The 25,795-nt window shown below is 72.4% G+C and carries 21 protein-coding genes and 1 rRNA gene; 5 read left to right on the plus strand and 17 right to left on the minus strand.

What is annotated here, in order from left to right; all coding sequences use genetic code 11:
* Positions 1 to 95 precede the first annotated feature (95 nt).
* Positions 96 to 722, minus strand: coding sequence for an NUDIX domain-containing protein (locus ACZ4VI_RS11235; protein ID WP_467998781.1), 627 nt, complete (start codon positions 720 to 722; stop codon positions 96 to 98).
* A gap of 77 nt (positions 723 to 799) precedes the next feature.
* A complete protein-coding gene (locus ACZ4VI_RS11240; protein ID WP_467998782.1) occupies positions 800 to 2,449 on the minus strand; it encodes a CTP synthase in 1,650 nt (549 codons plus the stop codon).
* 413 nt (positions 2,450 to 2,862) lie between these two features.
* Here ACZ4VI_RS11240 and ACZ4VI_RS11245 point away from each other — a divergent pair, with 413 nt between their 5' ends.
* Positions 2,863 to 4,665: a glycoside hydrolase family 15 protein gene (locus tag ACZ4VI_RS11245; protein WP_467998784.1), complete on the plus strand. Its 1,803-nt coding sequence runs from the start codon at positions 2,863 to 2,865 to the stop codon at positions 4,663 to 4,665.
* Between the two features lie 106 nt (positions 4,666 to 4,771).
* A complete protein-coding gene (locus ACZ4VI_RS11250; protein ID WP_467998786.1) occupies positions 4,772 to 6,154 on the plus strand; it encodes an FAD-binding oxidoreductase in 1,383 nt (460 codons plus the stop codon).
* 7 nt (positions 6,155 to 6,161) lie between these two features.
* Here ACZ4VI_RS11250 and ACZ4VI_RS11255 read toward each other — a convergent pair whose 3' ends face one another.
* Both ACZ4VI_RS11255 and ACZ4VI_RS11260 read right to left on the minus strand, forming a co-directional pair.
* Positions 6,162 to 7,787 (minus strand): flavin monoamine oxidase family protein, encoded by a 1,626-nt coding sequence (locus tag ACZ4VI_RS11255; protein ID WP_467998788.1) that lies wholly within the window; start codon positions 7,785 to 7,787, stop codon positions 6,162 to 6,164.
* Between the two features lie 25 nt (positions 7,788 to 7,812).
* Complete coding sequence (locus ACZ4VI_RS11260; RefSeq protein WP_467998790.1) at positions 7,813 to 9,330, minus strand: APC family permease; 1,518 nt, start codon at positions 9,328 to 9,330, stop codon at positions 7,813 to 7,815.
* A 161-nt stretch (positions 9,331 to 9,491) separates the two neighbouring features.
* Here ACZ4VI_RS11260 and ACZ4VI_RS11265 point away from each other — a divergent pair, with 161 nt between their 5' ends.
* The gene (locus ACZ4VI_RS11265) at positions 9,492 to 11,114 is read left to right on the plus strand and encodes a PucR family transcriptional regulator (RefSeq protein WP_467998791.1); all 1,623 of its coding nucleotides are present in this window, start codon (positions 9,492 to 9,494) and stop codon (positions 11,112 to 11,114) included.
* 282 nt (positions 11,115 to 11,396) lie between these two features.
* Here ACZ4VI_RS11265 and ACZ4VI_RS11270 read toward each other — a convergent pair whose 3' ends face one another.
* From ACZ4VI_RS11270 to ACZ4VI_RS11295, 6 genes are all read right to left on the minus strand, one after another.
* A complete protein-coding gene (locus ACZ4VI_RS11270) occupies positions 11,397 to 12,482 on the minus strand; it encodes a glycosyltransferase family 4 protein (RefSeq protein WP_467998793.1) in 1,086 nt (361 codons plus the stop codon).
* A gap of 101 nt (positions 12,483 to 12,583) precedes the next feature.
* Positions 12,584 to 13,309, minus strand: a complete 726-nt coding sequence (locus tag ACZ4VI_RS11275) for a hypothetical protein (protein WP_467998795.1) — start codon at positions 13,307 to 13,309, stop codon at positions 12,584 to 12,586.
* 403 nt (positions 13,310 to 13,712) lie between these two features.
* A complete protein-coding gene (recN, locus tag ACZ4VI_RS11280; RefSeq protein ID WP_467998845.1) occupies positions 13,713 to 15,431 on the minus strand; it encodes a DNA repair protein RecN in 1,719 nt (572 codons plus the stop codon).
* 135 nt (positions 15,432 to 15,566) lie between these two features.
* Positions 15,567 to 16,478, minus strand: a complete 912-nt coding sequence (locus ACZ4VI_RS11285) for an NAD kinase (protein ID WP_467998797.1) — start codon at positions 16,476 to 16,478, stop codon at positions 15,567 to 15,569.
* Positions 16,475 to 17,290, minus strand: coding sequence for a TlyA family RNA methyltransferase (locus tag ACZ4VI_RS11290; protein WP_467998799.1), 816 nt, complete (start codon positions 17,288 to 17,290; stop codon positions 16,475 to 16,477). Before ACZ4VI_RS11290 ends, ACZ4VI_RS11285 begins: the two co-directional genes overlap by 4 nt.
* Positions 17,291 to 17,297: 7 nt before the next feature.
* Positions 17,298 to 17,603 carry a hypothetical protein gene (locus ACZ4VI_RS11295; protein ID WP_467998801.1) on the minus strand — a complete coding sequence of 102 codons (306 nt, stop codon included), beginning with the start codon at positions 17,601 to 17,603 and terminating at the stop codon, positions 17,298 to 17,300.
* 42 nt (positions 17,604 to 17,645) lie between these two features.
* On the opposite strand from ACZ4VI_RS11295, the gene ACZ4VI_RS11300 reads away from it, so the two are divergent.
* Positions 17,646 to 17,993 carry an SCP2 sterol-binding domain-containing protein gene (locus ACZ4VI_RS11300; RefSeq protein ID WP_467998803.1) on the plus strand — a complete coding sequence of 116 codons (348 nt, stop codon included), beginning with the start codon at positions 17,646 to 17,648 and terminating at the stop codon, positions 17,991 to 17,993.
* Between the two features lie 38 nt (positions 17,994 to 18,031).
* Here the strand turns inward: ACZ4VI_RS11300 and ACZ4VI_RS11305 are convergent, their stop codons facing one another.
* The 4 genes from ACZ4VI_RS11305 to ACZ4VI_RS11320 all read right to left on the minus strand — a co-directional run bounded on the left by ACZ4VI_RS11305 (position 18,032) and on the right by ACZ4VI_RS11320 (position 22,251).
* Entirely contained in the window at positions 18,032 to 18,880 is an 849-nt protein-coding gene (locus ACZ4VI_RS11305; RefSeq protein ID WP_467998805.1) for an ABC transporter ATP-binding protein, read from the minus strand.
* A 53-nt stretch (positions 18,881 to 18,933) separates the two neighbouring features.
* Complete coding sequence (locus ACZ4VI_RS11310; RefSeq protein ID WP_467998807.1) at positions 18,934 to 19,968, minus strand: FecCD family ABC transporter permease; 1,035 nt, start codon at positions 19,966 to 19,968, stop codon at positions 18,934 to 18,936.
* The gene (locus tag ACZ4VI_RS11315; protein WP_467998847.1) at positions 19,965 to 20,924 is read right to left on the minus strand and encodes an iron chelate uptake ABC transporter family permease subunit; all 960 of its coding nucleotides are present in this window, start codon (positions 20,922 to 20,924) and stop codon (positions 19,965 to 19,967) included. Before ACZ4VI_RS11315 ends, ACZ4VI_RS11310 begins: the two co-directional genes overlap by 4 nt.
* 223 nt (positions 20,925 to 21,147) lie before the next feature.
* Complete coding sequence (locus ACZ4VI_RS11320; RefSeq protein ID WP_467998809.1) at positions 21,148 to 22,251, minus strand: HAD hydrolase-like protein; 1,104 nt, start codon at positions 22,249 to 22,251, stop codon at positions 21,148 to 21,150.
* Positions 22,252 to 22,329: 78 nt separating this feature from the next.
* On the opposite strand from ACZ4VI_RS11320, the gene ACZ4VI_RS11325 reads away from it, so the two are divergent.
* On the plus strand, positions 22,330 to 23,604 hold the full coding sequence (locus tag ACZ4VI_RS11325) for a DUF1015 domain-containing protein (RefSeq protein ID WP_467998811.1): 1,275 nt from the start codon (positions 22,330 to 22,332) through the stop codon (positions 23,602 to 23,604).
* Positions 23,605 to 23,672: 68 nt separating this feature from the next.
* On the opposite strand, the gene ACZ4VI_RS11330 is transcribed toward ACZ4VI_RS11325, so the two are convergent.
* From ACZ4VI_RS11330 to rrf, 3 genes are all read right to left on the minus strand, one after another.
* A complete protein-coding gene (locus tag ACZ4VI_RS11330; protein ID WP_467998849.1) occupies positions 23,673 to 24,449 on the minus strand; it encodes a tetratricopeptide repeat protein in 777 nt (258 codons plus the stop codon).
* A complete protein-coding gene (locus tag ACZ4VI_RS11335) occupies positions 24,386 to 25,441 on the minus strand; it encodes a hypothetical protein (protein ID WP_467998851.1) in 1,056 nt (351 codons plus the stop codon). Before ACZ4VI_RS11335 ends, ACZ4VI_RS11330 begins: the two co-directional genes overlap by 64 nt.
* 266 nt (positions 25,442 to 25,707) lie before the next feature.
* Positions 25,708 to 25,795 (minus strand): 5S ribosomal RNA (gene rrf, locus ACZ4VI_RS11340); the annotation flags it as partial.

The following is a 25,795-nucleotide window of genomic DNA, read 5'->3' on the forward strand; positions in this document are numbered from 1 at the left end:
CGTGTGCCGGACCTGGCGGAGCGCGGCGGACACATCCCCCAATCGGATCAGCCGATGTTCACACCACCCGCCGTTCGCTCCGTTGTGGGCCGGGGCTACGCCTCGAACGGGCGGGCCGGCCATTCCGCGGTCGCGGGGCGCAGCGCGTTCAGGCCATCGCTCGCGCGGGCTGCCGTCAGGGAGAGGACGCCCACCACCAGGCAGTTGTTGTGGAGGTCGCCCGCGAGCACGCCACGGACGACATCCGCGAGCGGGACCCGGGCCAGTTCCATGTCGGCCTCCTCCTCGGAGACCTCGAAGCGTTCGCCGTGCGCCTCCGACAGGTCCCGCGCCAGGAAGATCCGTACCGCCTCGTCGCAGCCACCGGGCGTCGTATAGACGTCGGTCAGGACCCGCCAGTCCTCGGCCTTGACGTGCGCCTCCTCGTACAGCTCCCGCTGCGCGGCGTGCAGCGGGTTCTCCCCGGGTACGTCGAGCAGGCCGGCCGGGATCTCCCAGAGCTTCTGCCGCACGGGGTGCCGGTACTGCTTCAGCAGCAGCACCCGGTCCTGGTCGTCGAGGGCGAGGACCGCCACCGAGCCGGGGTGGACCTGGTAGTCGCGGCGCGCGACCGTGCCGTCGGGCATGACCACGTCGTCCGTGCGGACACTCGTCTTGTTTCCCTGGAACGGGGTCGTCGTCGCGACGACCCGCCACTCCTCCGGGGTGTCCTGCAACTCCATGTTCGTCCTCCCACACACGAAAGCCGGGGTACCGGCCCTGGCAAGGACCTGTACCCCGGCAACGTTAACTCCTCGTACTACTTGCCCGTCTTGCGCTCGACAGCCGCCTTGACCAGGCCCGCGAAGAGCGGGTGCGGACGCGTCGGACGCGAGCGCAGCTCCGGGTGGGCCTGGGTCGCGACCAGGTACGGGTGCACCTCGCGCGGGTACTCGACGTACTCGACGAGCTTGTTGTCCGGGGAGGTGCCCGAGAAGACGAGGCCCGCCTTCTTCTCCAGCTCCGCACGGTAGGCGTTGTTCACCTCGTAGCGGTGGCGGTGGCGCTCCTCGACGTACGGCTGGTCGTCGTAGACCTCGCGCACGATCGAGCCCTCGGCGAGCTTCGCCGGGTAGAGGCCGAGGCGCATCGTTCCGCCCAGGTCGCCGGCGCCCTCGACGTACGCGAGCTGCTCCTCCATGGTCGAGATGACCGGGTGGGCGGTCGCCGCGTCGAACTCGGTGGAGTTGGCGTCGGGGATGTCGGCCAGGTTGCGGGCGGCCTCGATCACGATGCACTGCAGGCCCAGGCAGATGCCGAGCAGCGGCACCTTGTTCTCGCGGGCGTACTGGATCGCGCCGATCTTGCCGTTGACACCGCGGTCGCCGAAGCCGCCGGGGATCAGGATCGCGTCGACGTCGCCGAGCTGCTTCGCCGCGCCGGCCGGGGTCTTGCAGTCGTCGGAGGTGACCCACTTGACCTTGACCCGCGCCTTGTTGGCGAAGCCGCCGGCCCGCATGGCCTCGGTGATCGAGAGGTACGCGTCGGGCAGGTCGATGTACTTGCCGACGAGCGCGACGTTGACCTCGTGCTCGGGGTTGTGGACGCGGTCGAGCAGGTCGTCCCAGGTGGTCCAGTCCACGTCGCGGAACGGCAGGTCGAGCTTGCGCACGACGTAGGCGTCCAGGCCCTCGGTGTGCAGCACCTTGGGGATGTCGTAGATCGACTTGGCGTCGATGGCGGCGACGACGGCGGCCTCGTCCACGTCGCACATCAGCGAGATCTTGCGCTTGATGGCGGTGGGGACCTCGCGGTCGGCGCGCAGCACGATGGCGTCCGGCTGGATACCGATGTTGCGCAGGGCGGCGACGGAGTGCTGGGTCGGCTTGGTCTTCAGCTCGCCGGAGGGGCCGATGTAGGGCAGCAGCGAGATGTGCACGACGAAGACGTTGTCGCGGCCGACCTCGTGGCGGACCTGGCGGACGGTCTCCAGGAACGGCAGCGACTCGATGTCGCCGACCGTGCCGCCGACCTCGGTGATGACCACGTCGACGTCGTCGGTCGCCATGCGGCGGATCCGGGACTTGATCTCGTTGGTGATGTGCGGGATGACCTGGACGGTGTCGCCGAGGTACTCGCCGCGCCGCTCCTTGGCGATGACCTGGGAGTAGACCTGGCCGGTGGTGACGTTGGCCGAGCCGTCGAGGTCGACGTCGAGGAAGCGCTCGTAGTGGCCGATGTCCAGGTCGGTCTCGGCGCCGTCGTTGGTGACGAAGACCTCGCCGTGCTGGAACGGGTTCATCGTTCCGGGGTCGACGTTCAGGTACGGGTCGAGCTTCTGCATCGTGACCCGCAGGCCCCGCGCCTTGAGGAGCGCACCCAGGCTGGAGGCGGTCAGGCCCTTGCCGAGGGAGGAGGCGACACCCCCGGTGACGAAGATGTGCTTGGTCGTCGTGGTTTTGGGCGGCATCGCCAAGAGGGGGCTCCCGTGGTCGCGTTCTGGAGGTGCGTTCCGGCGTGCCCTCCGGAAGAATCGGGGGGTGCCGTCGCTGCGGTTGCGGGGTCCTCGGCTGTCGCCGTTTCCCACCGGTCCACGGGGTACCAGGGTATCAGCGACAACGGGAGACTGCTTCCGGCCACACGGGGCAGTCGAGTGCACACGGACGGCGATACGCCGCCGGTGCGCGGGCCGCGCCGGGGGGCGGCGTCAAGCCCTGCTCACCCGATCGGAGCAACGACGTGACGAGACCGCAACGAGATGCGTCGTATCCTGCTCGGACACTCGCCGCCGAGCGTCAACGATCAGTTGACCGCCGACCTGACCGTTGACCTGTAGCAAGCGCCCTGCGGGGCGGACGTGGCCGTTCGATCTGGAGAGAGCACGTGGCCGGGCGCATCGAGGATTACGCACTCATCGGAGACATGCAGACCGCCGCCCTCGTCTGCCGGGACGGCAGCGTCGACTGGCTCTGCCTGCCCCGCTTCGACTCGCATGCCGTCTTCGCCGGGCTGCTCGGCACGGAGGAGCACGGATTCTGGCGGGTCGGTCCCGCCGGCCCCGACGGCGCTCTCCCCGCGCCCGCCGACCGCCGCCGATACCGCGGCGACTCGCTCATCCTGGAGTCCGAGTGGGACACCCCGCGCGGCACGGTCCGGGTGACCGATTTCATGCCCCCGCGTGACGGCGCGCCGCAGCTGATCCGAATCGTGGAGGGCGTCTCCGGCCGCGTGCCGGTGCGCTCCGCGCTGCGGATGCGGTTCAGCTACGGACGGGTCGTGCCGTGGGTGCACAAGGTCGGGGACCGCACGGTCGCCGTCGCGGGCCCCGACTCGGTATGGCTGGACACCGAGGTCGAGACGCACGGCGAGCACCTCACCACGTACTCCGACTTCACCGTCACCCCCGGCGACCGGGTCACGTTCACCATCAGCTGGCAGCCCTCGCACAAGGAGCCGCCCGCCCTGCCGGACCCGGAGGGTGCGCTGGAGGCGACGGTCGACTTCTGGCGGGAGTGGGTGGAGCACTGCACGTACCACGGCCCGTACCGGGAGGCCGTGGTCCGCTCGCTGATCACGCTCAAGGCGCTGACGTACGCGCCGACCGGCGGGATCGTCGCCGCGCCGACCACCTCCCTGCCGGAGGAGATCGGCGGCGTACGGAACTGGGACTACCGCTACACCTGGCTGCGCGACGCGGCGATCACCCTGTCGTCGATGCTGCGCACCGGCTACCGCGAGGAGGCCCGCGCCTGGCGGGACTGGCTGCTCAGGGCGGTCGCGGGCGACCCGGAGAACCTGCAGATCATGTACGGCATCGCCGGCGAGCGGGAGCTCGGCGAGGCCGAGCTGGACTGGCTGCCGGGGTACGAGAACTCCAGCCCGGTGCGGGTCGGCAACGGGGCGGCCAACCAGCTCCAGCTGGACGTGTACGGCGAGGTCACCGAGGCCCTGCACCTGGCGCACATGACGGGCCTGTCCCGCAACGACTACGCGTCCCTGCTCCAGCTCAAGCTGATCCGCTACCTGGAGGAGCACTGGGACCAGCCCGACGAGGGCATCTGGGAGGTCCGCGGGCCGCGCCGGCACTTCGTGCACTCGAAGGTGATGGCCTGGGTGGCGGTCGACCGCACGATCAAGCTCATCGAGTCCGGGGACGCCGACGGCCCGCTGGAGCGCTGGCGCGAGCTGCGCGACGACATCCACCGGGACGTCTGCGAGAAGGGCTACGACAAGGAGCGGAACACCTTCACGCAGTCGTACGGCTCCACGGAGCTGGACGCCTCGCTGCTGCTCATCCCGCAGATGGGCTTCCTGCCGCCGGACGACAAGCGGGTCATCGGCACGATCGAGGCGATCCAGCGGGAGCTGTCCACCGAGGACGGCTTCGTGCTGCGCTACCCGACCACGGGCGCGGAGGCCGGTGTGGACGGCCTGGAGGGCGACGAGGGCGCCTTCCTGGCGTGCTCGTTCTGGCTCGCCGACGACCTGGCCATGATCGGGCGGGTGGACGAGGCCCGCAAGCTCTTCGAGCGGCTGCTCGCGCTCCGCAACGACCTGGGGCTGCTTGCCGAGGAGTGGGACCCGCGGCTTCAGCGGCAGGTGGGGAACTTCCCGCAGGCGTTCAGCCACGTTCCGCTGATCGACACGGCGCTGCGGCTGACGGCGAGCGGGGCGTACGGCGGCTGACGGCGAGCGGGGGCTGAGCGGGGCGTACGGCGGCTGAGGCGACGGGCGCCGCCACCCGGAATACGCTGAAAGGGTCCTGTCCCCCCGCAGAAAGGGGGGCACTCCCATGGCTCCCCACGTGTCGAAGAACGCCCTGGCCGGACTCGTCGAGGATCTGGCCGGTGAGGTGTTCGTCCCAGGCGATCCGGGTTACGACGAGGCCCGCGCCATCCACAACGGCATGATCGACCGGCGTCCGGCCGTGATCGCCCAGTGCGCGACCCAGGAGGACGTGTCCAACGCGATCCTCTTCGGCCGCGAGGCGGAACTGCCCATCGCGGTGCGCGGTGGCGGTCACAGCGTCGCCGGGACCTCCGTGATCGACGGCGCGCTCGTCGTCGATCTGCGCCGGATGCACGCCGTCGTCGCCGACCCGGAGAACATGACGGTACGGGTCGAGGGCGGCGCGACCATGAGCCACCTGGACCACGCCTGCCAGCCGTTCCATGTCGCGACGACGGGCGGGCGGGTGTCCACCACCGGGGTCGGCGGCTTCACGCTTGGCGGCGGATCGGGCTGGCTGGAGCGGAAGTTCGGGCTCGCGTGCGACAACCTCCTCGCCGCGGAGCTGATCACCGCCGAGGGCAAGCACGTGCACACGGACGCGGAGACGCATCCGGGGCTGTTCTGGGCGCTCCACGGCGGGGGCGGCAACTTCGGGGTCGCGACCTCGCTCACGCTGCGGCTGCACAAGCTGCCGGAGATGAGCATGGCGATGCTGTTCTTCCTGCCGGAAAGGGCCCCCGAGGTGGTGCGCACCTTCCGCGATCTGGCCGCGTCGGTCCCGGACGAGGCGGGCGGCGGGGTCGTCTACTTCCCCGCGCCGCCCGAGCCGTTCGTCCCCGAGCACCTCGTCGGCAAGCTGGTCTGCGCCACGCTCTTCACGTACGCCGGGCCGGTCGCCGAGGTCCGCGAGCTCTCGACGCCGCTGTTCGAGCTGGAGCCCGTGATGGAGATGGTGATGAACGTCCCGTACACGGAGCTCCAGTGCATGCTCGACGACCCGCCGGGGCTGCGGAACTACTGGTCGGCGGAGTATCTGCGGGAGCTCCCCGACGCGGCGGTGGACGTCTACTGCGAGCGCGCCGCGCGGATCCCGCTCCCCACCGCCACCCAGCACGTGCTGTTCATGATGGGCGGCGCGGTGGCGGACGGTCCCGCCGACTACCCGGTCCCGTGGCGCTCGGCTCCCTGGGCCGTCCACCCGTTCGCGACCTGGGAGGACCCGGCGGACGACGAGCGGGCGAGGCAGTGGGTACGGGACGTGCGGGCCGATGTGAGGCCGTGGTCGACCGGAGCCGTGTATCTCAACTTCATCGGCTCCGAGGGCGAGGACCGGGTCGTCGCCGGCTTCGGTGCCGACAACTACCGCAGGCTCGCCGCCGTCAAGGCCGCGTACGACCCCGACAACGTCTTCCGCTTCAACCACAACATCACACCGGCCGCCTGACACACACTCAGCTCAGAGCGGTGATCACCTCCCGCGCGGCCCGCTCGCCCTCCGTGGCGCCGCCCTCCATGAAGCCCTGGAAGTCGTAGCTGCAGTGCTCGCCACCGATGTGGATGTTGCCCTGGGCGGTGCCCTCGTAGCCGGCGTACCGGTGCAGATAGCCGACGGGCCAGCAGGAGTAGGCGCCGAGCGTGTACGGGTTGCGGTGCCAGGCGGAGAGCTGGGCGCGGCCGGTGTACGCCGTGGACGTGCCGGGGAAGAAGGCGTCGATGCCGCCGAGGTACCGGGTCACCAGGCTCCGTACGTACGGGTCGGACTCGGTGGAGAACGGCCCGGCGGGCGTCAGGGACTTGGCGAGGCTGCCGCCGCCGTACTGGATGAGGATGCCTCCCGTGCCGCCCTGGATCTTGGTGGTGTCCCAGGTCTGCTGGACCTCGGTGTCGGTGAAGCAGTCACCGGCGGAGACCCCGGGCCAGGCGCCGGTGCCGCGCCACGGGCGGGTGCCGAACTGCATGTTGAGCTTGGTGCAGTACCCCATCCTCGCGTCCCGCAGCAGGTTGGTCATCAGCGGGTCGAACCCGGCCTGGGTGAGGTCGAGTTGCTTCAGGATCGGCAGGGGCACGGTGAGGATGGTGTGGTCGGCGGTGACGGTGCGGGTGGCGCCGGCCTCGGTGAAGGTCAGCGTCTGGGTGCCGTCCGCGTTGGCCCGTACGGCGGTCAGGGACCAGCCCTGGCGCAGGGTGCCGGGGGCGAGGGCGCCCGCGATGGCGTTCGGGAGCCGGTCGTTGCCGCCGGTGATGTGGTAGCGCTCGTTGGACAGTCCCCAGATGTTGAAGTTGCCCGGATTGGTCTGGTAGCCCATGAGCAGGACGAGGGCGAGCGAGGACTGTTCGGTGGTGTCGGCGCCGTACTCGACGTTGTAGGCGACGTCGATGAAGCGGCCGAGCGGAGAGGAGTGGCCGCCGGGGACGCGGGACTCGATCCATTCGTATATCGACATGTTGTCGAGTGCGGTGCCGGTGGCGGTGGTCTGGTTCCACTTCACCTCCCCCGCTTCCAGCAGATCGCGGTGGAGGGCCTGGTAGACGCCGTTGAAGTCCTCGTCGGCCTGGTGGCGGGGGTAGTACGCGCCGTTGAACCAGAGGACTTCCTCGGCGCCGTTGGGTCCGCCGCCGAGGAAGTCCTCCGTGGGCAGATTGAAGCGGCGGCAGAGCTCCAGGATCTTCTTGTGGCTGGTGTCGATGAGCTCGCCGCCGATCTCGGAGGTCTGCCCGTACGCCCAGTGGTTCCGCTGGGTCCACATGCGGCCGCCGACCCGGGAGGGGTTGGCCTCGTAGAGCGTCGGGCTCAGGCCCGCGTCCTGGAGGGTGAGGGCGGCGGTGAGGCCGGAGATGCCGGCGCCGACCACCGCGACCCTGGCCGGGGTCACGGCCCGGGCCACGGCCGGCCGGGAGACGGCCGTGCCCGCGGAGACGGCGATCCCGGCCGCGGCGGCGTACTTCAGGAGGGAGCGGCGGCCGACCGGATCGGACCGCATCCCCCTCAGCTCGTCGACGGGGAGGTTCAGCCGTCGGGCGTCGGCGTGCTCGGCGGCGAGGCGGTTCAGGAGGTGCATCGGGTTGGTGCGTGCCATGGGGCGCTCCTGGAGGAGGTGAGGGTCAGCTCTGCGGTACGGGGGCGGGTGCGGTTTCGTCGACGTCGTCGTCGCGCTCGGTGGCGTCCTCCAGGACGATCCGGCCGATGATCGCGTAGCGCTCGGGCTGCCGGGCCTTGAGGTAGAAGCCGAGGCCGAGGCCGCCGAAGAAGACCGCTCCGACGATCCAGGGGATCGCCTTGAAGAAGAGCGAGTCGGCGGCGAGTCCCGCCGCGGTCTCCATGTTGACGACGAGCAGCACGACCACGGCGGTCATCCCGATGCCGCCGAGCAGCGGCGCGGTGAGCGTCCTGAACCAGTGCCGGTCCTCGGGGTGGTTCTTGCGGAAGTAGCCGATGACGGCGAAGGAGCAGAGGGTCTGGACGATGAGGATGGCCATCGTGCCGAGGATCGCGAGCAGTGTGTAGAGGTGGATGTACGGGTCCTGGCCGCTGAGCCAGAAGGCGCCGACGAGCACGACCGCGATGGCGCTCTGGACGTAGGAGGCGATGTACGGCGAGCCGTGCCGGGGGTGCGTACGGCCGAGGGCCGGGTGGAGGAAGCCCTCGCGGCCGATGGCGTACAGGTAGCGGGAGGCGCACTGGTGGAAGGCCATGCCGCAGGCGAAGGAGCCGGTGAGCAGCAGCCACTGGAAGGCGTCGACGGCCCAGGCGCCGATGAAGGACTGGGTGGGGGCGAAGAACAGGTCGAGGGGGCTCGCGGACGAGGAGAGCTTCACGGAGCCAGCGAGTCCGTTCCCGGCGATGGTCATCCAGGAGACGTAGATGTAGAAGAGGCCGACGCCGACGACGGAGATGAGGGTGGCGCGGGGGATGACGCGCTTGGGGTCGCGGGACTCCTCGCCGTACATCGCGGTCGACTCGAAGCCGACCCAGGACCAGAAGGCGAAGAAGAGGCCGAGGCCGGCGGAGGCGCCGGTGAAGGCGTTCTTGGGGTTGATCGGCTCGACCGGGATGCCGTCGGGGCCGCCGCCGGCGATCAGGACGGCGGTGGCCACGGCGAACAGGACCGCGATCTCGGCGATGAGCATCACGCCGAGTGCCTTGGCGGTGAGGTTGATGTCGAAGTACGCGAGGACGGCGGTCACGGCGAGCATCGCCGCCGCGTACACGACCCACGGCAGGTCCACACCGAGCTGGTCGGCGACCGTCGTCTTGGTGAAGTACGCGAAGACGCCGACGATCGAGGCCTCGAAGACGACGTACGCGAGGACGGCGAGCATGCCGGAGGCCATGCCGGCGATCCGGCCGAGGCCGTGCGAGATGTAGCCGTAGAAGGCGCCGGCGGCGGTGATCCGCTTGGCCATGGCGACGTAGCCGACCGAGAAGACGGTCAGGACGAGGGTCGCGAAGAGATAGCCGGCGGGGGCGCCGGTGCCGTTGCCGAAACCGACGGCGATGGGGAGGTTGCCGGTCATCGCGGTGATGGGGGCGGCGGTGGCGACGGCCATGAAGACGACGCCGACGATGCCGACCGAGTTCGCTTTGAGGCGCTGCACCTCGGGAGTGGGGTTCTCTGCCATGGCCGGAGAGGATCCTCCTGCGTGACGTACGCCACAATCGACATGCGGTCGCACAAATGGCCGCACGGGGCGACGAGTTGTCGACGGTACGGACGAACTGTCGGGTGCCGTAACTGTCGGGTGATGTTGCCGGAACATGTACGGAGGTAGCGTCCGGCTCCATGGACAATCAGGGCGGGATCACCGTGCAGCGGGCGCTGGAGCTGCCCGGACTCCGCAGCGGGCTCCCGGAGGTGGTCGCCGGCGCGGACCGGCTGAACCGCACGGTGCGCTGGGTGCACGCGGGCGAGGTCCCGAACATCGCGTCGCTGCTCAAGGGCGGCGAGCTGTTGCTGACGACGGGGCTTGGCCTCGGGACGCGCCCGGCGGAGCAGCGCGCTTTTGTACGCCGGCTGGCGGACCGGGGCATCGCGGCGCTGGTCGTGGAGCTGGGCCCCCGCTTCTCCCGTCTGCCGGCGACGATCGTGGACACGGCGCGCTCGGCGGGCCTGCCCCTGGTGCAGCTGCACCGCGAGGTCCCTTTCGTGGCCGTCACGGAGGAGATCCACACCGAGATCGTGAACGGCCACTACGCGCTGCTGCGGCAGGCGGAGGAGGTCCACCGGCAGTGCACGGAGGCGCTGCTGGGCGGGGGCGGGGTGCCGCAGGTGCTGCGGATCCTGGCCGACTTCACGGCGAACCCGGTGTTCCTGGAGACGGCGGACGGGCAGCTGCTGTACGCGGCGGGTACGGAGTCGGGTCCGGCGGACCCGCTCCAGGTGTGGGACGGGCTGCGGGGCCAGCGGGCGGCCCGGGAGTCGGGCCCGCCGGTGGGGTCGGTCCTGGTGGACGTGCCGGGCGGCGGCCCGGGAACGGGCTCGGTTCGCGCGCGCCTGGTACTGCTGTCGGTCGCGGCCCCGCTCTCCCTGGTGCACCGGATGGCGGCGGAACGGGCGGCGGGGATCCTGGCGGTCGTGCTGATGCAGGCGAGGCAGGAGGAGGAGCTGGCGGCGCGGGGCAGGGGCGACTTCCTGACGGACCTGGCGGAGGGCCGGATCACGGCGGAGGACGCGCCGGCGCAGGCGCGGGTGCTTGGCTTCCGCCCGGGGGACGGCCCGCTGCTGCCGGTGGTGATGCGCCTGGCGTCGGAGCTGTCCCCGTCGGGCAACTGGGCGCTGCTGGCGAGGGCGGTCCTGGAGGAACTCTCGTCCGTGGGAGTCCCGGTCCTGCTGGGCGTCCGCCCGGTGGAAGGCCGTGTCCCTCTCTTGCTGGGCCTGCGCTCGGAGTCGGAGCGTACGGCGGTGGCGGACCGGGTCGCGGCGGCGCTGCGGGCGGGCGTGGAGCGGGCGGGCCTGGAACGCGCGGGCGGCCAGGCGCCGGTGGTCGTGGTGGGCGTCGCGGGCGGCTGGGCGGCGGCGTCGGCGGCGCTGCGGCACGCGGGTGAGACGGCGACGGCGGCGCAGGGGCTCTCCGACCGGCCGTGGTACGACGCGCGCCGCCTGGACATCGACCTGCTGCTGTGGCGCCTGCGGGACCACCCGGACCTCGCGGCCTTCGTGGACCGCGCGATCGGCCCCCTGCGCGACCACGACCGCGCGTCACGCCCTCCGTTGCTCCCCACCCTGGAGACGTACCTGGCCCACGCGGGCCGCAAGGCGGAAACGGCGAGGGAACTCCACTTGAACCGCCAGACGCTCTACAACCGCCTGGCCCGCATCTCCGAACTCCTCGGCACGGACTTGGACGACCCCCAAACGGTCCTGGCCCTCTCCCTGGCCCTCAGGGCGAGGCGCCACACGGCGTAGGACCCGGCCACGGCCCGCCAACGCCCTCGCGGCCACCACCCGCTCGAAGCGCACCCTCCCACCGGGGAAGCCCACGTGGGCACCGCCCGATCGGAGCGGACGCGCCCGCCAGGGCGCCGTCCGTTGTGCCCACCCGTCCCGCCCTGCGGGACGATTGCCCACAACGCGGCGGGCGCTGCGGCGCGAAGCTGCCGCGCCCGGGGGGGTACGGGGGCGGAGGCCCCGGTCTCGTCAGGGTTTCGGGGAGGGGCGGGGTGGGGGGATCCGCCCCCGCGCGCACGATCAGCGGCGCCCCGACAGCTCGTCGTACACGCTCAAGACGTGCGCGATCGTCTCGTCCTCCGTCGGCCACGTCCTCGCCTGCACCCGCCCCGCCGCCGCCAGATCCATCCGCCGGTCCACGTCCTCCAGCAACCCCCGCACCGCCGCCGCCAGCGCCCCCGCGTCCCCCCACGGCACCAACTCCGCCGCGTCCCCGACCAGTTCCGGCACCCCGCCCACCGCCGTCGCGACCAGCGGCACACCAAGCCGCAGCGCCTCCTGCGCCAGCAGGGCACGTGCCTCCCACCGCGAGGGGAGGACCGCCACGTCCGCCGCCGCCAGCAGCTCCGCCACGTCGTCCCGGCGGCCGATCAGCCGCACCGCGAGCCCCTCCGCCTCGATCCGCCGCTGCAGCGCCGCCCGTTCGCGCCCCTCCCCCGCGATCACAAGCAGCGGCTGCGGGTCCATGTCCCGCCACTCACGCGCCGCATCGAGCAGCAACCCGTACCCCCGCTCGGGCACCAGCGACCCGACCGCCATCAGCAACGGCCGGTCCACCGCCCCCAGTTCCGCCCGCGCCTTCCCGTCGTGCAGACAGACCGGCGCCCGCGACGCGGGCACCGTCACCGGCGCGAGCCGAGCGTCCCGCGCCCCGCGCCGCCGCGCCCGGTCCACCAGCTCCGAGGACGTCCCGAGGACGACGGTCGCCGCCCGCGCCGTCCTGCGTTCGAGCAGCCGCAACAGCCCGCCCCGCGCCCCGTCCACGTGGTTGCGGGTGTGCCAGGTCGTCACCAGCGACGGCCCCCGCACCGCCCCCGACAGCGCGAGCGTCGCCCGCACCGAGGCGTGGAGCCCGTGCGCGTGCACCACGTCCGCGCCGATGCACGCGTTACGGAGCTGCGCGACCGTCGCGGGGTCGTTGCGGCGCGCAACGGGCACGAAGTGTGCGCCGACGCCGATGAAGTCGTAGGCGCGGTCGAGTTCGGCCGGGGCGCACACGGTCACCCGCACGCCCCTCGCCACGAGCCCCGAGGCCAGTGATCGGACGTGAGCGCTGCTGCCCGCGCTGCCGCCGCCCAGCACTTGGACCGTACGGAGCTGTGTCACGCGCCCAAGGATGCCAGCCCGTACGCACGTTCCGGCACCGAAGCCGCGTCATGGCCGTGTCGTGGCCGTGTCCAAGGCTTCAACTCGTCACGCGCTATCACTCACATGGGTGAGCGCGCGAGCTCGCTGACCTTCTCTCCGTACGCCGCTGCCGCGATGAGCCCGGCCGCGTGGACGGCGAGTCCGAGCCGCCCGTTCCCGGCGGCGATCGCACTGCCGACGGCCGCGCCGAGCGCGTGCGCGCCCATGTCGCCGAGCATCGTTCGCTCTCCGAGGTCGTCGGCGAGGACGGCGGCCGCGGCGCCCATCGGCGCGGCGGCGAGCGTCCCGCGCAGCAGTCCGGGCGCGCCGAGCCCGAGCACGGTCAACAGGGCACGCCCCGGCGCCACGTCCACGAGGTTGACGAAGTGCGCGGTCCCCGCGATCACGACGCCCGCGAGGACCTTGTCGACGGGCCGCTCCTTGAGCAGCGCCCCGGCCACGAGCCCGGCCGCGCCGATCCCGATGAGCTTCACGGCCCCACTGGTGACCTCGCCGTCGCGCAGGGCCCCGAGGTGCGCCCGGAAGCCCCGTCGATGGTCACCCTTCCAGTCGTCGTACGCCCCACAGGCCCCGGCGGCGAGCACGGCGAGCGCCGCGGGGCCGCTGCCCGCCCCCACGGCCGCGCCGACAGCGGTGGCGGGACCGGCGTACAGATCGACGCTCCGTCCGGCGTGGTTCTCGCGCCGCCAGCGCGCGTCGTCCCCACGGCGCAACGCCCCGTACATCGCCCGGCTGACGCCCGCGGCCACCGCGAACGCCCCGACCCTGCCCAGCTTCCCGATCATGCGACCACCCTAGGCGGGCGAACCTCACGGGACAGCGGCGGGTCGGCACGAGCCGACACCCGCCGCCGGGTCGGCCGCGCCATGGCCGGACGGGACATCGGTCGGCCGACGCGGGTCCGCACGCGCCGCCGGCCGGCACGCACCGTCGGCCGAGCAGCCGGCGGACCGGCCACGCCGGTCGAGCCGTCTCAGATCATCGCGCCGGCCGCCGCGCGGCCGAGGTCGGACGACCGCCGTCAGACGCCCGACGGCTGTCTCGACGCGTCGCCCGCCGTCAGGCTTCGCCGCCGCCGGGCCATGGCCCCGTTCGGTCCGCCGCCGTCCGCCGGCAGGGCCGCCGTCGCCGGGCGCGGGCCCGCAGACGGCGCTGCCCCCACGGACCGTCACGCCGCCCCGGCGACCGTCAGCCGTCCGCCCGCGCCGTCGCCAACAGCTCCTCCGCGTGGGCCCGGGCCGTCTCCGAGTCCTCCTGGCCGGCCAGCATGCGCGACAGCTCGCGGACCCGGTCCTCGCCCTCGAGGACGGTGACGCCGGAGCGGGTCACCGAGCCGTCGTTGGTCTTCTCGACCAGCAGCTGCCGGTCGGCGAACGCCGCGACCTGCGGAAGGTGCGTGACCACGACGACCTGCGCCGTCTTGGCGAGCTTCGCCAGCCGGCGGCCGATCTCCACCGCCGCCTTGCCGCCGACACCCGCGTCGACCTCGTCGAAGAGATACGTCGGCACCGGGTCCGTACCCGCGAAGACGACCTCGACCGCCAGCATCACCCGGGACAGCTCACCCCCGGACGCGCCCTTCGCGATCGGCCGCGGCGGCGCGCCCGGGTGCGGGGCGAGCAGCAGCTCGACCTCGTCGGCCCCGGACGGCGAGTACGCGACCCGCCGCCCGCCGACCTCGACCCCCTCCGGGTCCTCGGTCTGGCTGATCGCGAACGACACGCGCGCGTGGGGCATGGCGAGCGAGGCCAGTTCGGCGGTCACGGCCTCGGCGAACCGTGCCGCCGCCTCCGTACGGGCGTCGGTGAGCGCCTGCGCCAGGACGGACAGTTCGGCCCGCAGCGCGTCCCGCTCGGCGGTCAGTTCGCCCACGCGGTCGTCGTCGCCCTCCAGCTCCGTGAGCCGGGCCGCGCTCTCCTGCGCCCACGCCAGGACGGCCGCGACGTCCGCGCCGTACTTCCGCGTGAGCTGGGTCAGTGCCGCGCGCCGCTCCTCGACGGCCGCGAGGCGGCGCGGGTCGGCGTCCAGGTTGTCGGCGTATCCGGCGAGCTCTCCGGCCACGTCGGCGAGCAGGATGGAGATCTCGCCCATCCGGTCGGCGAGCGCGGCGAGCGCGGGATCGTGCGACCGTACGGCTTCCAGGGCGCGGCCCGCCCCCGCGACCAGGGTCGTCGCGTCGACGGCCTCCGGGTCCTCGGGCTGTCCGGCCAGCGCCGCGTGGGCGAGCGCGGCGGCCGAGGCGAGGGCCTCGGCGTGACCGAGCCGTTCCGCCTCCGCGGCCAGCTCGACGTCCTCCCCGGCCCGCGGCTCGACGGCCTCGATCTCGCCGAGCCCGAAGCGCAGCAGATCGGCCTCCTGGGCCCGCTCCCGCGCCCGGGTGGTGATCTCGTCCAGCTCGGCGACGACGGCCCGCAGCCGCCGGTACGCCTCTCCGTACGCGGCCAGCGGTACGGCGACGGCCTCACCGGCGTACCGGTCGAGCGCGCCGCGCTGCCGGGCCGGCTTGAGCAGTCCCTGCTGGTCGGTCTGGCCGTGCACGGCGACGAGTTCGTCCGCGAGCTCGGCGAGCAGGCCGACGGGCACGGAGCGCCCGCCGAGGTGGGCGCGCGAGCGGCCCTCGGCCGAGATCGTCCGGCTGACGAGCAGCGCGCCGTCGTCCAGTTCGGCGCCCGCCTCCTCGGCGCGTACGGCGACGCCCGAGTCGCGGGGCAGCGTGATCCGCCCCTCGACCACGGCCGAACCCGCGCCGATCCGCACCAGGGCAGGGTCGGCGCGCCCGCCGAGCAGCAGCCCGAGGCTGGTCACGACCATCGTCTTGCCCGCACCGGTCTCGCCCGTCACCGCGGTGAAACCGGGCGACAGCTCGACAACCGCGTCGTCGATGACCCCGAGCGACCGTATCCGCATCTCCTCCAACACGGGGAAGACCTTACGAGGTCCGGCCCCGCCTGTGCGACGGGCCCTGCCGGAACGGGGCGAACCCGCAGGTCGGGAGTGCGCCTGTCACCCGTGGGGGTGGGGAGACCGGGACCGGGCCCTGGCCTAGTGCGGCGCGCCCCGCCACCCCGACACCGGCAGGGCGAACTTCGCCACCAGCCGGTCCGTGAACGAGGCGTGGTGCAGCCGGGCGAGCCGTACCGGCACCTCGCCACGCCGGACCTCCACCCGTGCCCCCGCCGGGAGTTCCACCGTCCGGCGCCCGTCGCACCACAGCACGCCGTTCGGCGTGTGCGGCTCGACCTCCACCGCGAGCACGGACTCCGGCGTCGTCACGAGCGGCTTGGCGAACAGCGCGTGTGCCCCGATCGGGACCATGAGCAGCGCCTCGACCTCGGGCCAGATGACCGGCCCGCCGGCCGAGAACGCGTACGCCGTCGAACCCGTCGGGGTCGCGCAGATCACTCCGTCGCAGCCGAACCCGGTGACCGGCCGGCCGTCGATCGCGAGCACGACCTCCAGCATCCGCTCCGGGGACACCTTCTGCACGGCCGCCTCGTTCAGCGCCCAGTCCCGGTGCAGCACGTCACCGTTCTCGTACACGACGACGTCGAGGGTCATCCGCTCCTCGACCTCGTACGCGCGCGTGACGACCCGGTCGACGACCTTGTCGAGGTCGTCGCGCTCGGCCTCCGCGAGGAAGCCGACCCGCCCCAGGTTGACCCCCAGCATCGGCACGCCGGAGGCACGCGAGAACTCCGAGCCGCGCAGCAGCGTCCCGTCACCGCCGAGGACGACCAGCAGCTCACAGTCCTCGATCGCCTCGGAGCAGGCCTCCGGCACCGTCTCCACGGACGGCGGCAGCGGCAGGTCGGCCGCCTCCGCCTCCAGGACACGAACGCCGATCCCGCTGCGCAGCAGCCCGAGGACGACGAGTTCGGCGCTGCGCACGGCGGCCGGCCGGCCGGTGTGCGCGAGCAGGAAAACGGTGCGCTGTGCTGCTGTCGTTGAGCTCAACGAGGTCCCTCCGCCACGGCGCGGTCGACATCCGCCGGATCCAGCGCGGGCGCCCCTGCCCGCAGCCAAAGAAAGTACTCGACGTTGCCGGAGGGCCCGGGCAGCGGGCTCGCCGTGACGCCGAGGACCCCGAGCCCGAGCTCGCCGGCCTGCCGGGCCACGTTCTTCACCGCGTCGGCCCGCAGCTCCATGCTGCGCACCACACCGCCCGCGCCGAGGCGTTCCTTGCCGACCTCGAACTGCGGCTTGACCATGAGCACGAGGTCCGCGTCGGGGGCGGTGCAGCGCACGAGGGCGGGCAGCACGAGGCCGAGCGGGATGAAGGAGAGGTCGCCGACGACGAGGTCGACGGGGGTTCCGTCGATGGCGTCGAGCGTCAACTCGCGTACGTTCGTCCGGTCCTTCACGGTGACCCGGTCGTCGCTCTGCAGCGACCAGGCGAGCTGTCCGTAGCCGACGTCGACGGCGACGACGTGCGCGGCGCCGGCCCGCAGCAGTACGTCCGTGAACCCGCCGGTCGACGCGCCCGCGTCCAGCGCCCGGCGGCCCTCGACCTTCAGCCCCTGCGGTACGAAGGCGGCGAAGGCCCCGGCCAGCTTGTGGCCGCCGCGCGAGACGTAGTCGGGGTCGGTGGCGTCCTGTGCGACGACGATGGCCGCGGCCGTCTCGACCTGGGTGGCGGGCTTGGTCGCGACCGTCTTGCCGACGGTCACCCGCCCGGCGGCGATCAGCTGGCCGGCGTGCTCGCGCGAGCGGGCGAGCTTGCGGCGTACCAGCTCGGCGTCCAGTCGGCGGCGTGCCACTCCTGCCACGTTCGGTTCAGCTCCTGAGGTTGTACGACTCGTTGTACGACGATGTCGGCGGCGTCGGTCCGGAGCCGGGGGTCGGTCCGGGGCGGACCGCGTCGAGCGAGGTCAGCTCGTCGCGCAGTCCACGGTGTACATCCTCGTACACCTCCAGGTGTCCGTCCGCCGGAAGGTGGTCGGCGTCGGCCAGCCGCTCCAGGAGCGCGTCTACGACAGCCCGGCCGGTGGGGACGCGCTCCACGCCGAGGGGCGAGGGCGCGACGGGCTCGAAGGCCGCTTCCTCGTCGGGGTCCGGCGTTGCATCCGTCACGTCGCTCATGCCCCGACGCTATCGCGAAGCCCTGGGGTACGGTCGACGGCGATGGCCACGATCACGGAGTGCCGCAGCGCACTCGACAGACTTTCGGACAATCTCACCCGCGCGGACGGCGAGGTGCGCAGCGCCGCCGCGCTCGACCGCAGCCTGAGCTGCCACATCACGGACCTGGACACGACGTTCACCGGCCGCCTCGCGGGCGGCCGGATCGAGGTCCAGGACACGGTGCCGGGCCCGCCGGCCGCCAAGGCGCAGATCCGCCTGGCGATGACGGGCGACGACCTCGTGGCGATGGTGGACGGCGAGCTGAACTTCGCGAAGGCGTGGGCCTCCGGCCGGGTCAGACTGGAGGCCGGCTTCCGTGACCTGCTGAAGCTGCGCTCACTTCTGTAGCGGGGGCCGCGCGCGGCCTTCCGGTCGGCCTGCTCGGTCTACGCGGTCTGCACGGCTTGCGCAGCCTGCGCCGACTGCCGTCCACCGGCCCGCGCCTTCCGTCCCGCCGGTACGACCAGCGGCGTGCCCGTCTCCGGGTCCTCGATGACCTGGCAGCGCAGCCCGAAGACCCGCTCGACGAGCTCGGCCGTCACGACCTCCGCCGGCGGCCCCTCCGCGACGACCTCGCCGCCGCGGCAGGCGATGAGGTGGGTGGCGTAGCGGGCCGCGTGGTTGAGGTCGTGGAGGACGGCGACGAGCGTCCGGCCCTGGTTCTCGTGCAGCTCGGCGCACAGGTCGAGGACGTCGATCTGGTGCTGGATGTCGAGGAAGGTCGTTGGTTCGTCGAGGAGCAGCAGCGGGGTCTGCTGGGCGAGTGCCATCGCGATCCACACCCGCTGGCGCTGGCCGCCGGACAGCTCGTCGACGTACCGCCCCGCCAGCTCGGCGATCCCGGTCGCGGTCATCGACTCCTGGACGATCCGCTCGTCCTCGGGCGACCACTGCCGCAGCAGCCCCTGGTGCGGGTAGCGCCCGCGGGCCACCAGGTCGGCGACCGTGATGCCGTCGGGGGCGAGGGAGGACTGGGGCAGCAGACCGAGGGTCCTGGCGACCTTCTTGGCGGGCATGGAGTGGATGCTCTGCCCGTCGAGGAGCACCCGGCCCTCCGAGGGCTTGAGCATCCGGGAAAGGGCGCGCAGGAGGGTCGACTTGCCGCAGGCGTTGGGCCCGACGATGACCGTGAACGAGTTGTCGGGGATCTCGACGGACAGATCGCGGGCGATGACCCGCTGGTCGTAGGCGAGGGTGACGGACTCCGCGCTGAGCCGCTGGGTCTGACGGTCCATGGAGGTGCTCCTGAGGTTCTTCTCGTTCATATCCGTCACATCCGTCACATCACTCATATCCGTCCCGCCTTGCGTTCGGTGACGAGCAGCCACAGCAGATAGCAGCCGCCGAGCACCCCGGTGATGACACCGACCGGCAGCTGCCGCTCACCGAAGGCGTTGGTCGCGGTCCAGTCGGCGACCAGCAGCAGCGCGGAGCCCATGAGGGCCGAGGCGCCGAGGTTGGGGCCGGGCGAGCGGGTCAGACGGCGGGCCAGCTGCGGGGCGCTGAGGGAGACGAAGACGATGGGTCCGGCGGCGGCGGTGGCCACGGCGACGAGCAGGACGGCGGAGCCCATCAGCACGATGCGGGTCCGCTCGACCCGCACACCGAGGGCGTACGCGGCGTCGTCGCCCATCTCGAGCATCCGCAGCGCCCGCCCGTGCCCCAGGACCAGCGGGATCAGGACGCAGCAGACGGCGAACAACGGCCAGAACTGCTCCCAGTCCCGCCCGTCGAGCGAGCCGGTCATCCAGACCGTGGCGCGGGTGGCGTCGACCAGGTTGGCCTTGGTGATGAGGTAGTGGATGACGGCCGTGAGCATGGCGGCCGCGCCGATGCCGACGAGGACGAGGCGGTAGCCGTGGATCCCGCGCTTCCAGGCGAGCAGGTAGATCGCGGCGCCGGTGACCAGGGCCCCGACGACGGCGCCGCCCGCGGCGGCCATGGCGCTGCCCTGGACGAGCACGATGACGGCCAGCGCGCCGACGGTGGCGCCCTGGCCGAAGCCGATGACGTCGGGGCTGCCGAGCGGGTTGCGGGAGATGGACTGGAAGACGGCGCCGCCGATGCCGAGCGCGGCGCCGACGAAGACGGCGACGAGGACGCGCGGCAGCCGCAGGTCCATGACGGCGAACTCCTGCACGGGGGTGCCGTCGCCGAGGAGGGTGGCGACGACGTCGCCGGGGGCTATGGGGAAGTCCCCGCTGCCGATGAGGACGACGCCGGCGGCGAGGGTGACCACGAGCAGCGCGAGCACGGAGAGCACGGCGCGCGGCTCGTAGCGTACGGAAAGCCCGCCACCGGTCCGTATCGACTTGGTGGTCACAGCTGGGCCATCCTCTTGCGGCGTACGAGACGGATGAAGACGGGTCCGCCGACGAGCGCGGTGACGATCCCGACCTGGAGCTCGGCGGGGCGGGCGACGAGCCGGCCGATCACATCGGAGCCGAGGAGCAGCACGGGCGAGAGGACGGCAGCGTACGGAAGGATCCAGCGCATGTCGGGCCCGGTGATGGCGCGGACGAGGTACGGGACCATAAGGCCGAGGAACACGATCGGCCCGCAGGCGGCGGTCGCGGCGCCGCACATCAGCGTGACGGCGGCCATGGCCACGACCCGGGTGCGGTTGAGGTTCGCGCCGAGGGCGCGGGCGGTGTCGTCGCCCATCTCCATGGCGTTGAGGGGCCGGGCGATCAGCAGGGCGAGGACGACGCCGACGAGGATGAAGGGCGCGACGCGACGCACGGTGTCCATGTCGGCGGAGGCGAGCGAGCCGACCGTCCAGAACCGCAGCCGGTCGAGGGCCGCGGAGTTCAGGAGCTGCACGGCGTTGACGTAGCCGTACAGCGCGGCGGTGGCGGCGGTTCCGGCGAGCGCGAGGCGCACGGGTGTGGAGCTGCGGCTGCCGCCGAGTACGTACACGACGACGGAGACGACGGCGGCGCCGACGAAGGCGAACCAGACGTAGTCGTCGACATCGCTGACCCCGAGGAACGCGATCGCGGAGACGGTGGCGGCGGCGGCCCCGGCGTTCACGCCGAGGAGTCCCGGCTCGGCGAGCGGGTTGCGGGTGAGGCCCTGCATGACGGCGCCGGAGAGGCCGAGGGCGACGCCGACGAGCAGCCCGAGGAGGGTGCGGGGGACGCGGACGTCATGGATGATGACGTCGTTTCCGGCACCGGTGTTCTGGAACAGGCCGTGCCACACGTCGTCGAGCGGCACGGGTTTGGCGCCGACCACGATGCTGAGGACACAGACCAGCAGCAGGACCGCGACCCCCACGACCAGCCCGACGGCCCGCACGGAATGCCTGCGGGCCGTGGCCTGGGGAGGGTTCGTCGTCTCCGCGCTCGCTCGGGAGGAACTCTCGACCAACACGAAGTTAGGTTAGCCTACCCTCCCCACCACCCCGGCACCCCGCCCACGTCCCGCCCGGCGTCACGTCCCCGGGCACTCCCGGCACCCCGGCCGGCGTCGCCCCGGCACCCTCGGCACCCGCCCCGCCTCACATCCCCAACCGCCCGAGCGCCTTCCCCGCGTCCAGTCCGCACGCCCCCGCGCCCGCCTCCGACCACGCCGCGCCGCACAGGGCCCGCACTCCGTCCATGACGTCGAGCCCGTCACCGTCGCCGCTGCCATCGGCCTCAAGCACGAGCGCTCCCCCGCTCACGGACGCCCGCCACCCCCCGCACAGGAACTCCCCGCCGGCCTCCACCACCTCCGGCTGACCCACCAGCAGCCCGCGCAGGTCGGCGTCCACATACGTCGGCCGGTGCTCCGGCACCGCCGCAAGGAGTTGCGCCACATCCGTCACCCCGGTGAACACCAACAGCGAGTCCACGCCCCCGTTGAACGCCCCCTCGATGTCCGTGTCCAGCCGGTCCCCGACCACCAGCGGCCGCCGGGCCCCGGTCCGCAGCACCGTCTCCCGGTGCATCGGCGGCAACGGCTTCCCCGCCACCTTCGGCTCCGCGACACCGCCCGTGGCGATCCGCACGACCTCCACCGCCGCCCCGTTCCCCGGCCCGATCCCCCGCGCCCCCGGAATCGTCAGGTCCGTGTTCGAGGCGTACCACGGCACCCCGCGCGCCACGGCGTAGCTCGCCTCCGCGAACCTCCCCCACGGCAGCTCCGGCCCGCCGTACCCCTGCACCACCGCCGCAAGACCGGCCTCGTCGGCCGATTCCACCGGCACCAGGCCGCGCTCCCGCAGCGCCACCCGCAGCCCCTCCCCGCCGATCACCAACACCCGTGATCCGGCGGGCACTTCGTCGGCGATCAGCCGCGCCACCGCCTGCGCCGAGGTGATGACGTCCCCCGCCTCCGCCGGCACCCCGAGCTCGGTCAGATGCGCGGCCACCGCATCCGGAGTCCGCAGCGCGTTGTTGGTGACGTACGCGAGATGCATCCCACCGGCCCGGGCCGCCCCCAGCGCCTCCACGGCGTGCGGAATCGCCTCCCCGCCCGCGTACACCACGCCGTCCAGATCGAGCAGCGCCGTGTCGTACGCCTCGCTCAGCGCCCGCGCACTGCCACCGGGCCTACTCCTGCCCAACCGCACGCCCTGACCGCGCTGACCGCCCTGACCGCTCCGGCCGCCGTCACCCATGACCTCGTACTCCTCACGTCTCAGCCACCCCGCTCCCCCGATCATCGCTCATTGCCACCGCGCACTTACGATTGCTCAATGAACAGCAGAGGTCCCGCGGCCAACGACGGTCTGCACCTGGTCCCGTTCCGGGGACTGCGCTACGTCCCCGAACGGGTCGGCAGCCTGGCCGCCGTGACCTCACCTCCGTACGACGTCGTCGTACGCCCCGACGGACTGCACCACCTCGAGTCCGCCGACCCGCACAACATCGTGCGGCTGATCCTTCCGCAGGCCATCACGGCGGGCACCCGCCACCGCAAGGCCGCCGTCACCCTCGACCGCTGGCTCGCGGACGGCGTCCTCGCACCCGACCCCGAGCCCGCGCTGTACGTATACGAGCAGAGCAGCGGCGACATCCTCCAGCGCGGCATCATCGGCGCCCTGGAACTCTCCACCCCGGCCGAGGGCATCGTGCTCCCCCACGAAGACGTCATGCCGCACGTCGTCGAGGACCGCGCCGCGCTGATGCGGACCACCGCGGCCAACCTGGAGCCGCTCCTCCTCACCTACCGCGGCAACGGCAACGGCACCGCCGACGTCATCGAACGCACCGTCCGACGCGAGCCGCTGCTCGCCACGACCACGGAGGACGGCTTCAGCCACCGCCTCTGGGCGATCACGGACCCCACCGAACTCGCGGTCGTCTCCGCCGGCCTCGCCGAGCACCAGGCGCTGATCGCCGACGGCCACCACCGCTGGGCCACGTACCTCCGTCTCCGCGAGGAACACGCCCAGCCCGGCCCGTGGAACTACGGCCTGGTGCTCCTCATCGACACCGCCCGCTACCCCCTCCGGGTCCGCGCCATCCACCGCCTCCTCAACCGCCTCCCGGTCCCTGACGCTCTCGCCGCGCTCGGCGACGGCTTCCGCGTCCGCCGTGTCGAGGGCTCCCTGCCGGCGGCCATGGAGTCCCTGGCGTCGGCCGCCTCCGACGGCAACGCCTTCCTCCTCGCCGGCGACGGCGCCTTCCACCTCGTGGACCGGCCCGCCCCGGATCTCCTCACCCGCACGATCCCCGCGGACCGCCCGGAGGCCTGGCGCACCCTGGACGCCACGGTCCTGCACGCCACGCTCCTGGACCACCTGTGGCACATCCCGGACACCCCGGAGGAGATCAGCTACATCCACGACACCGAGGCCGCCGTCGCCCAGGCCGAACGCCGCGGCGGTACGGCGGTGTTGATGCATCCGGTACGGGAGGAGGTCGTACGGGAGCTTGCCCGACAGGGCGTCACGATGCCCCGAAAGTCGACCTCCTTCGGACCGAAGCCGGCGACGGGTCTGGTGCTCAGAAGCCTGGCGCTGGACTGACCGGACATGACGAAGGGCGGCACCCCGGCAGGGGTGCCGCCCTTCGCGTTCCGCAGGACGCGTCAGCCTTACTGCTTGTCGTCCAGGTCCTCGTCGAAGTCCTCGTCCTCGTCGCCGGACTCATCGGACTCGTCGGACTCCTCCGACTCATCGGCCTCGTCCAGCTCGTCGATGGCGTCCACGAACTCGACACCGTCCAGCTCGGCGAGCCGGTCGGAGGCGTCCGTGGCCCCGTCCTTGTCCGACTCCAGCGCCTTGGCGAACCACTCACGGGCCTCGGCCTCGCGCCCGGCCGCGAGCAGCGCGTCGGCGTAGGCGTACCGCAGGCGCGCGGTCCACGGGTGGATGGCGGTGGACGCGAGCTCGGGGCTCTGGAGGGTCACGATGGCGGCGTCGAGCTGCCCCATGTCCCGACGGGCACCGGCGGCGACGAGCCGCATCTCGACCTGCCCGGCCTTGTCCAGCTTCTGCACCTCGGGCTCACCGGCCATGGCGAGCGCCCGCTCGGGCCGGCCCATGCCGCGCTCGCAGTCGGCCATCACGGGCCACAGCTCGACACCACCGTTCATCCGCCGCGCGGCCCGGAACTCGGCCAGCGCCTCGGAGTACTTCTGGGTGGCGTACGCGGCGAAGCCGGCGGCCTCGCGGACGGCGGCGACACGGGAGGCGAGCCGCAGGGCGATACGGGAGTACGCGTACGCCTGCTCCGGGTCCTCGTCGATCAGGTTGGCGACCATGACGAGGTTGCGCGCGACGTCCTCGGCGAGCCCCTTGGGCAGGCTCATGAGCTCCTGGCGCACGTCTGCGTCGATCTCGTCACCGGTGACGTCGTCCGGGATCGGCAGCCGCTTGATCGGCGCGCGGTCCGGCCGGTCCCGGTCACGGTCGTCACGACGGCCGTAGCCACCCCGGTCGTCCCGCCCGCGGTACCCGCCCCGGCTGTCGTCCCGCCGGTCGTCACGGCGGAAGCCTCCACCGCGGCTATCGTCACGACGGGGCCCACGGGGACGGTCGTCACGGCGGTCATCACGGCGGTCGTCGCGCGGACGGTCGTCGCGACGGAAACCGCCACCACGGCTGTCATCGCGGCGATCGTCACGCCGGTCGTCCCGGCGGTCGTCACGACGGTCGTCACGACGGAAGGCCGGCCGCTCGTCACGACGGTCGTCCCGACGGAACGACGGACGATCGTCACGCCGGTCATCGCGACGGAAGCCACCACCACGGCTATCGTCACGACGGTCATCGCGACGGTCGTCACGCCGATCGTCACGACGGAACGAGGGACGGTCATCACGGCGGTCATCACGCGGACGGTCGTCACGACGGAAACCGCCACCACGGCTGTCATCGCGGCGATCGTCACGACGGTCATCCCGACGGTCGTCACGACGGAAGGCCGGCCGCTCGTCACGACGGTCGTCCCGACGGAACGACGGACGATCGTCACGCCGGTCATCGCGACGGAAGCCACCACCACGGCTGTCGTCACGACGGTCATCACGTCGGTCATCGCGACGGTCGTCACGACGGAAGGAAGGACGGTCATCCCGGCGGTCGTCACGCGGACGGTAACCACCGCCACGGTTGTCGTCACGACGCGGCCCACGGTCGTCGTCACGACGGAACGAGGGACGGTCATCACGGCGATCGTCGCGGGGACGGTAACCGCCGCCGCCACCACCGCGGTTGTCGTCACGACGCGGCCCACGGTCGTCGGCACGCCGGAAGGAGGGACGGTCGTCACGACGGTCGTCACGCGGACGGTCGTCACGACGGTCGTCACGCGGACGGTCGTCACGACGGAAACCGCCACCGCCGCCGCGGTTGTCGTCACGACGGTCATCGCGACGGAAGCCCCCACCACGGTTGTCATCACGACGCGGCCCACGGAAGCCGCCCCGCTCGCCACCGTCCCTGCGGCGCGGCTCGCGCTCCGGACGGTCGTCGGGAGAGTTGGTGGACATCGACGTGACTCCTGTCTTCGGGTACTGCAGTCATTCTCGCGCATTCGGCACCCCGACGCGCTTCGGAAAATACAAGGAAAAACAAAAGGACCCCTGGTCCCAGCGTGAACGCTGGGACCAGGGGTCCTGAAAGATTGTTCGGCGGCGTCCTACTCTCCCACAGGGTCCCCCCTGCAGTACCATCGGCGCTGAAAGGCTTAGCTTCCGGGTTCGGAATGTAACCG

It is taken from the genome of Streptomyces sp. NPDC029169 (assembly GCF_055563935.1).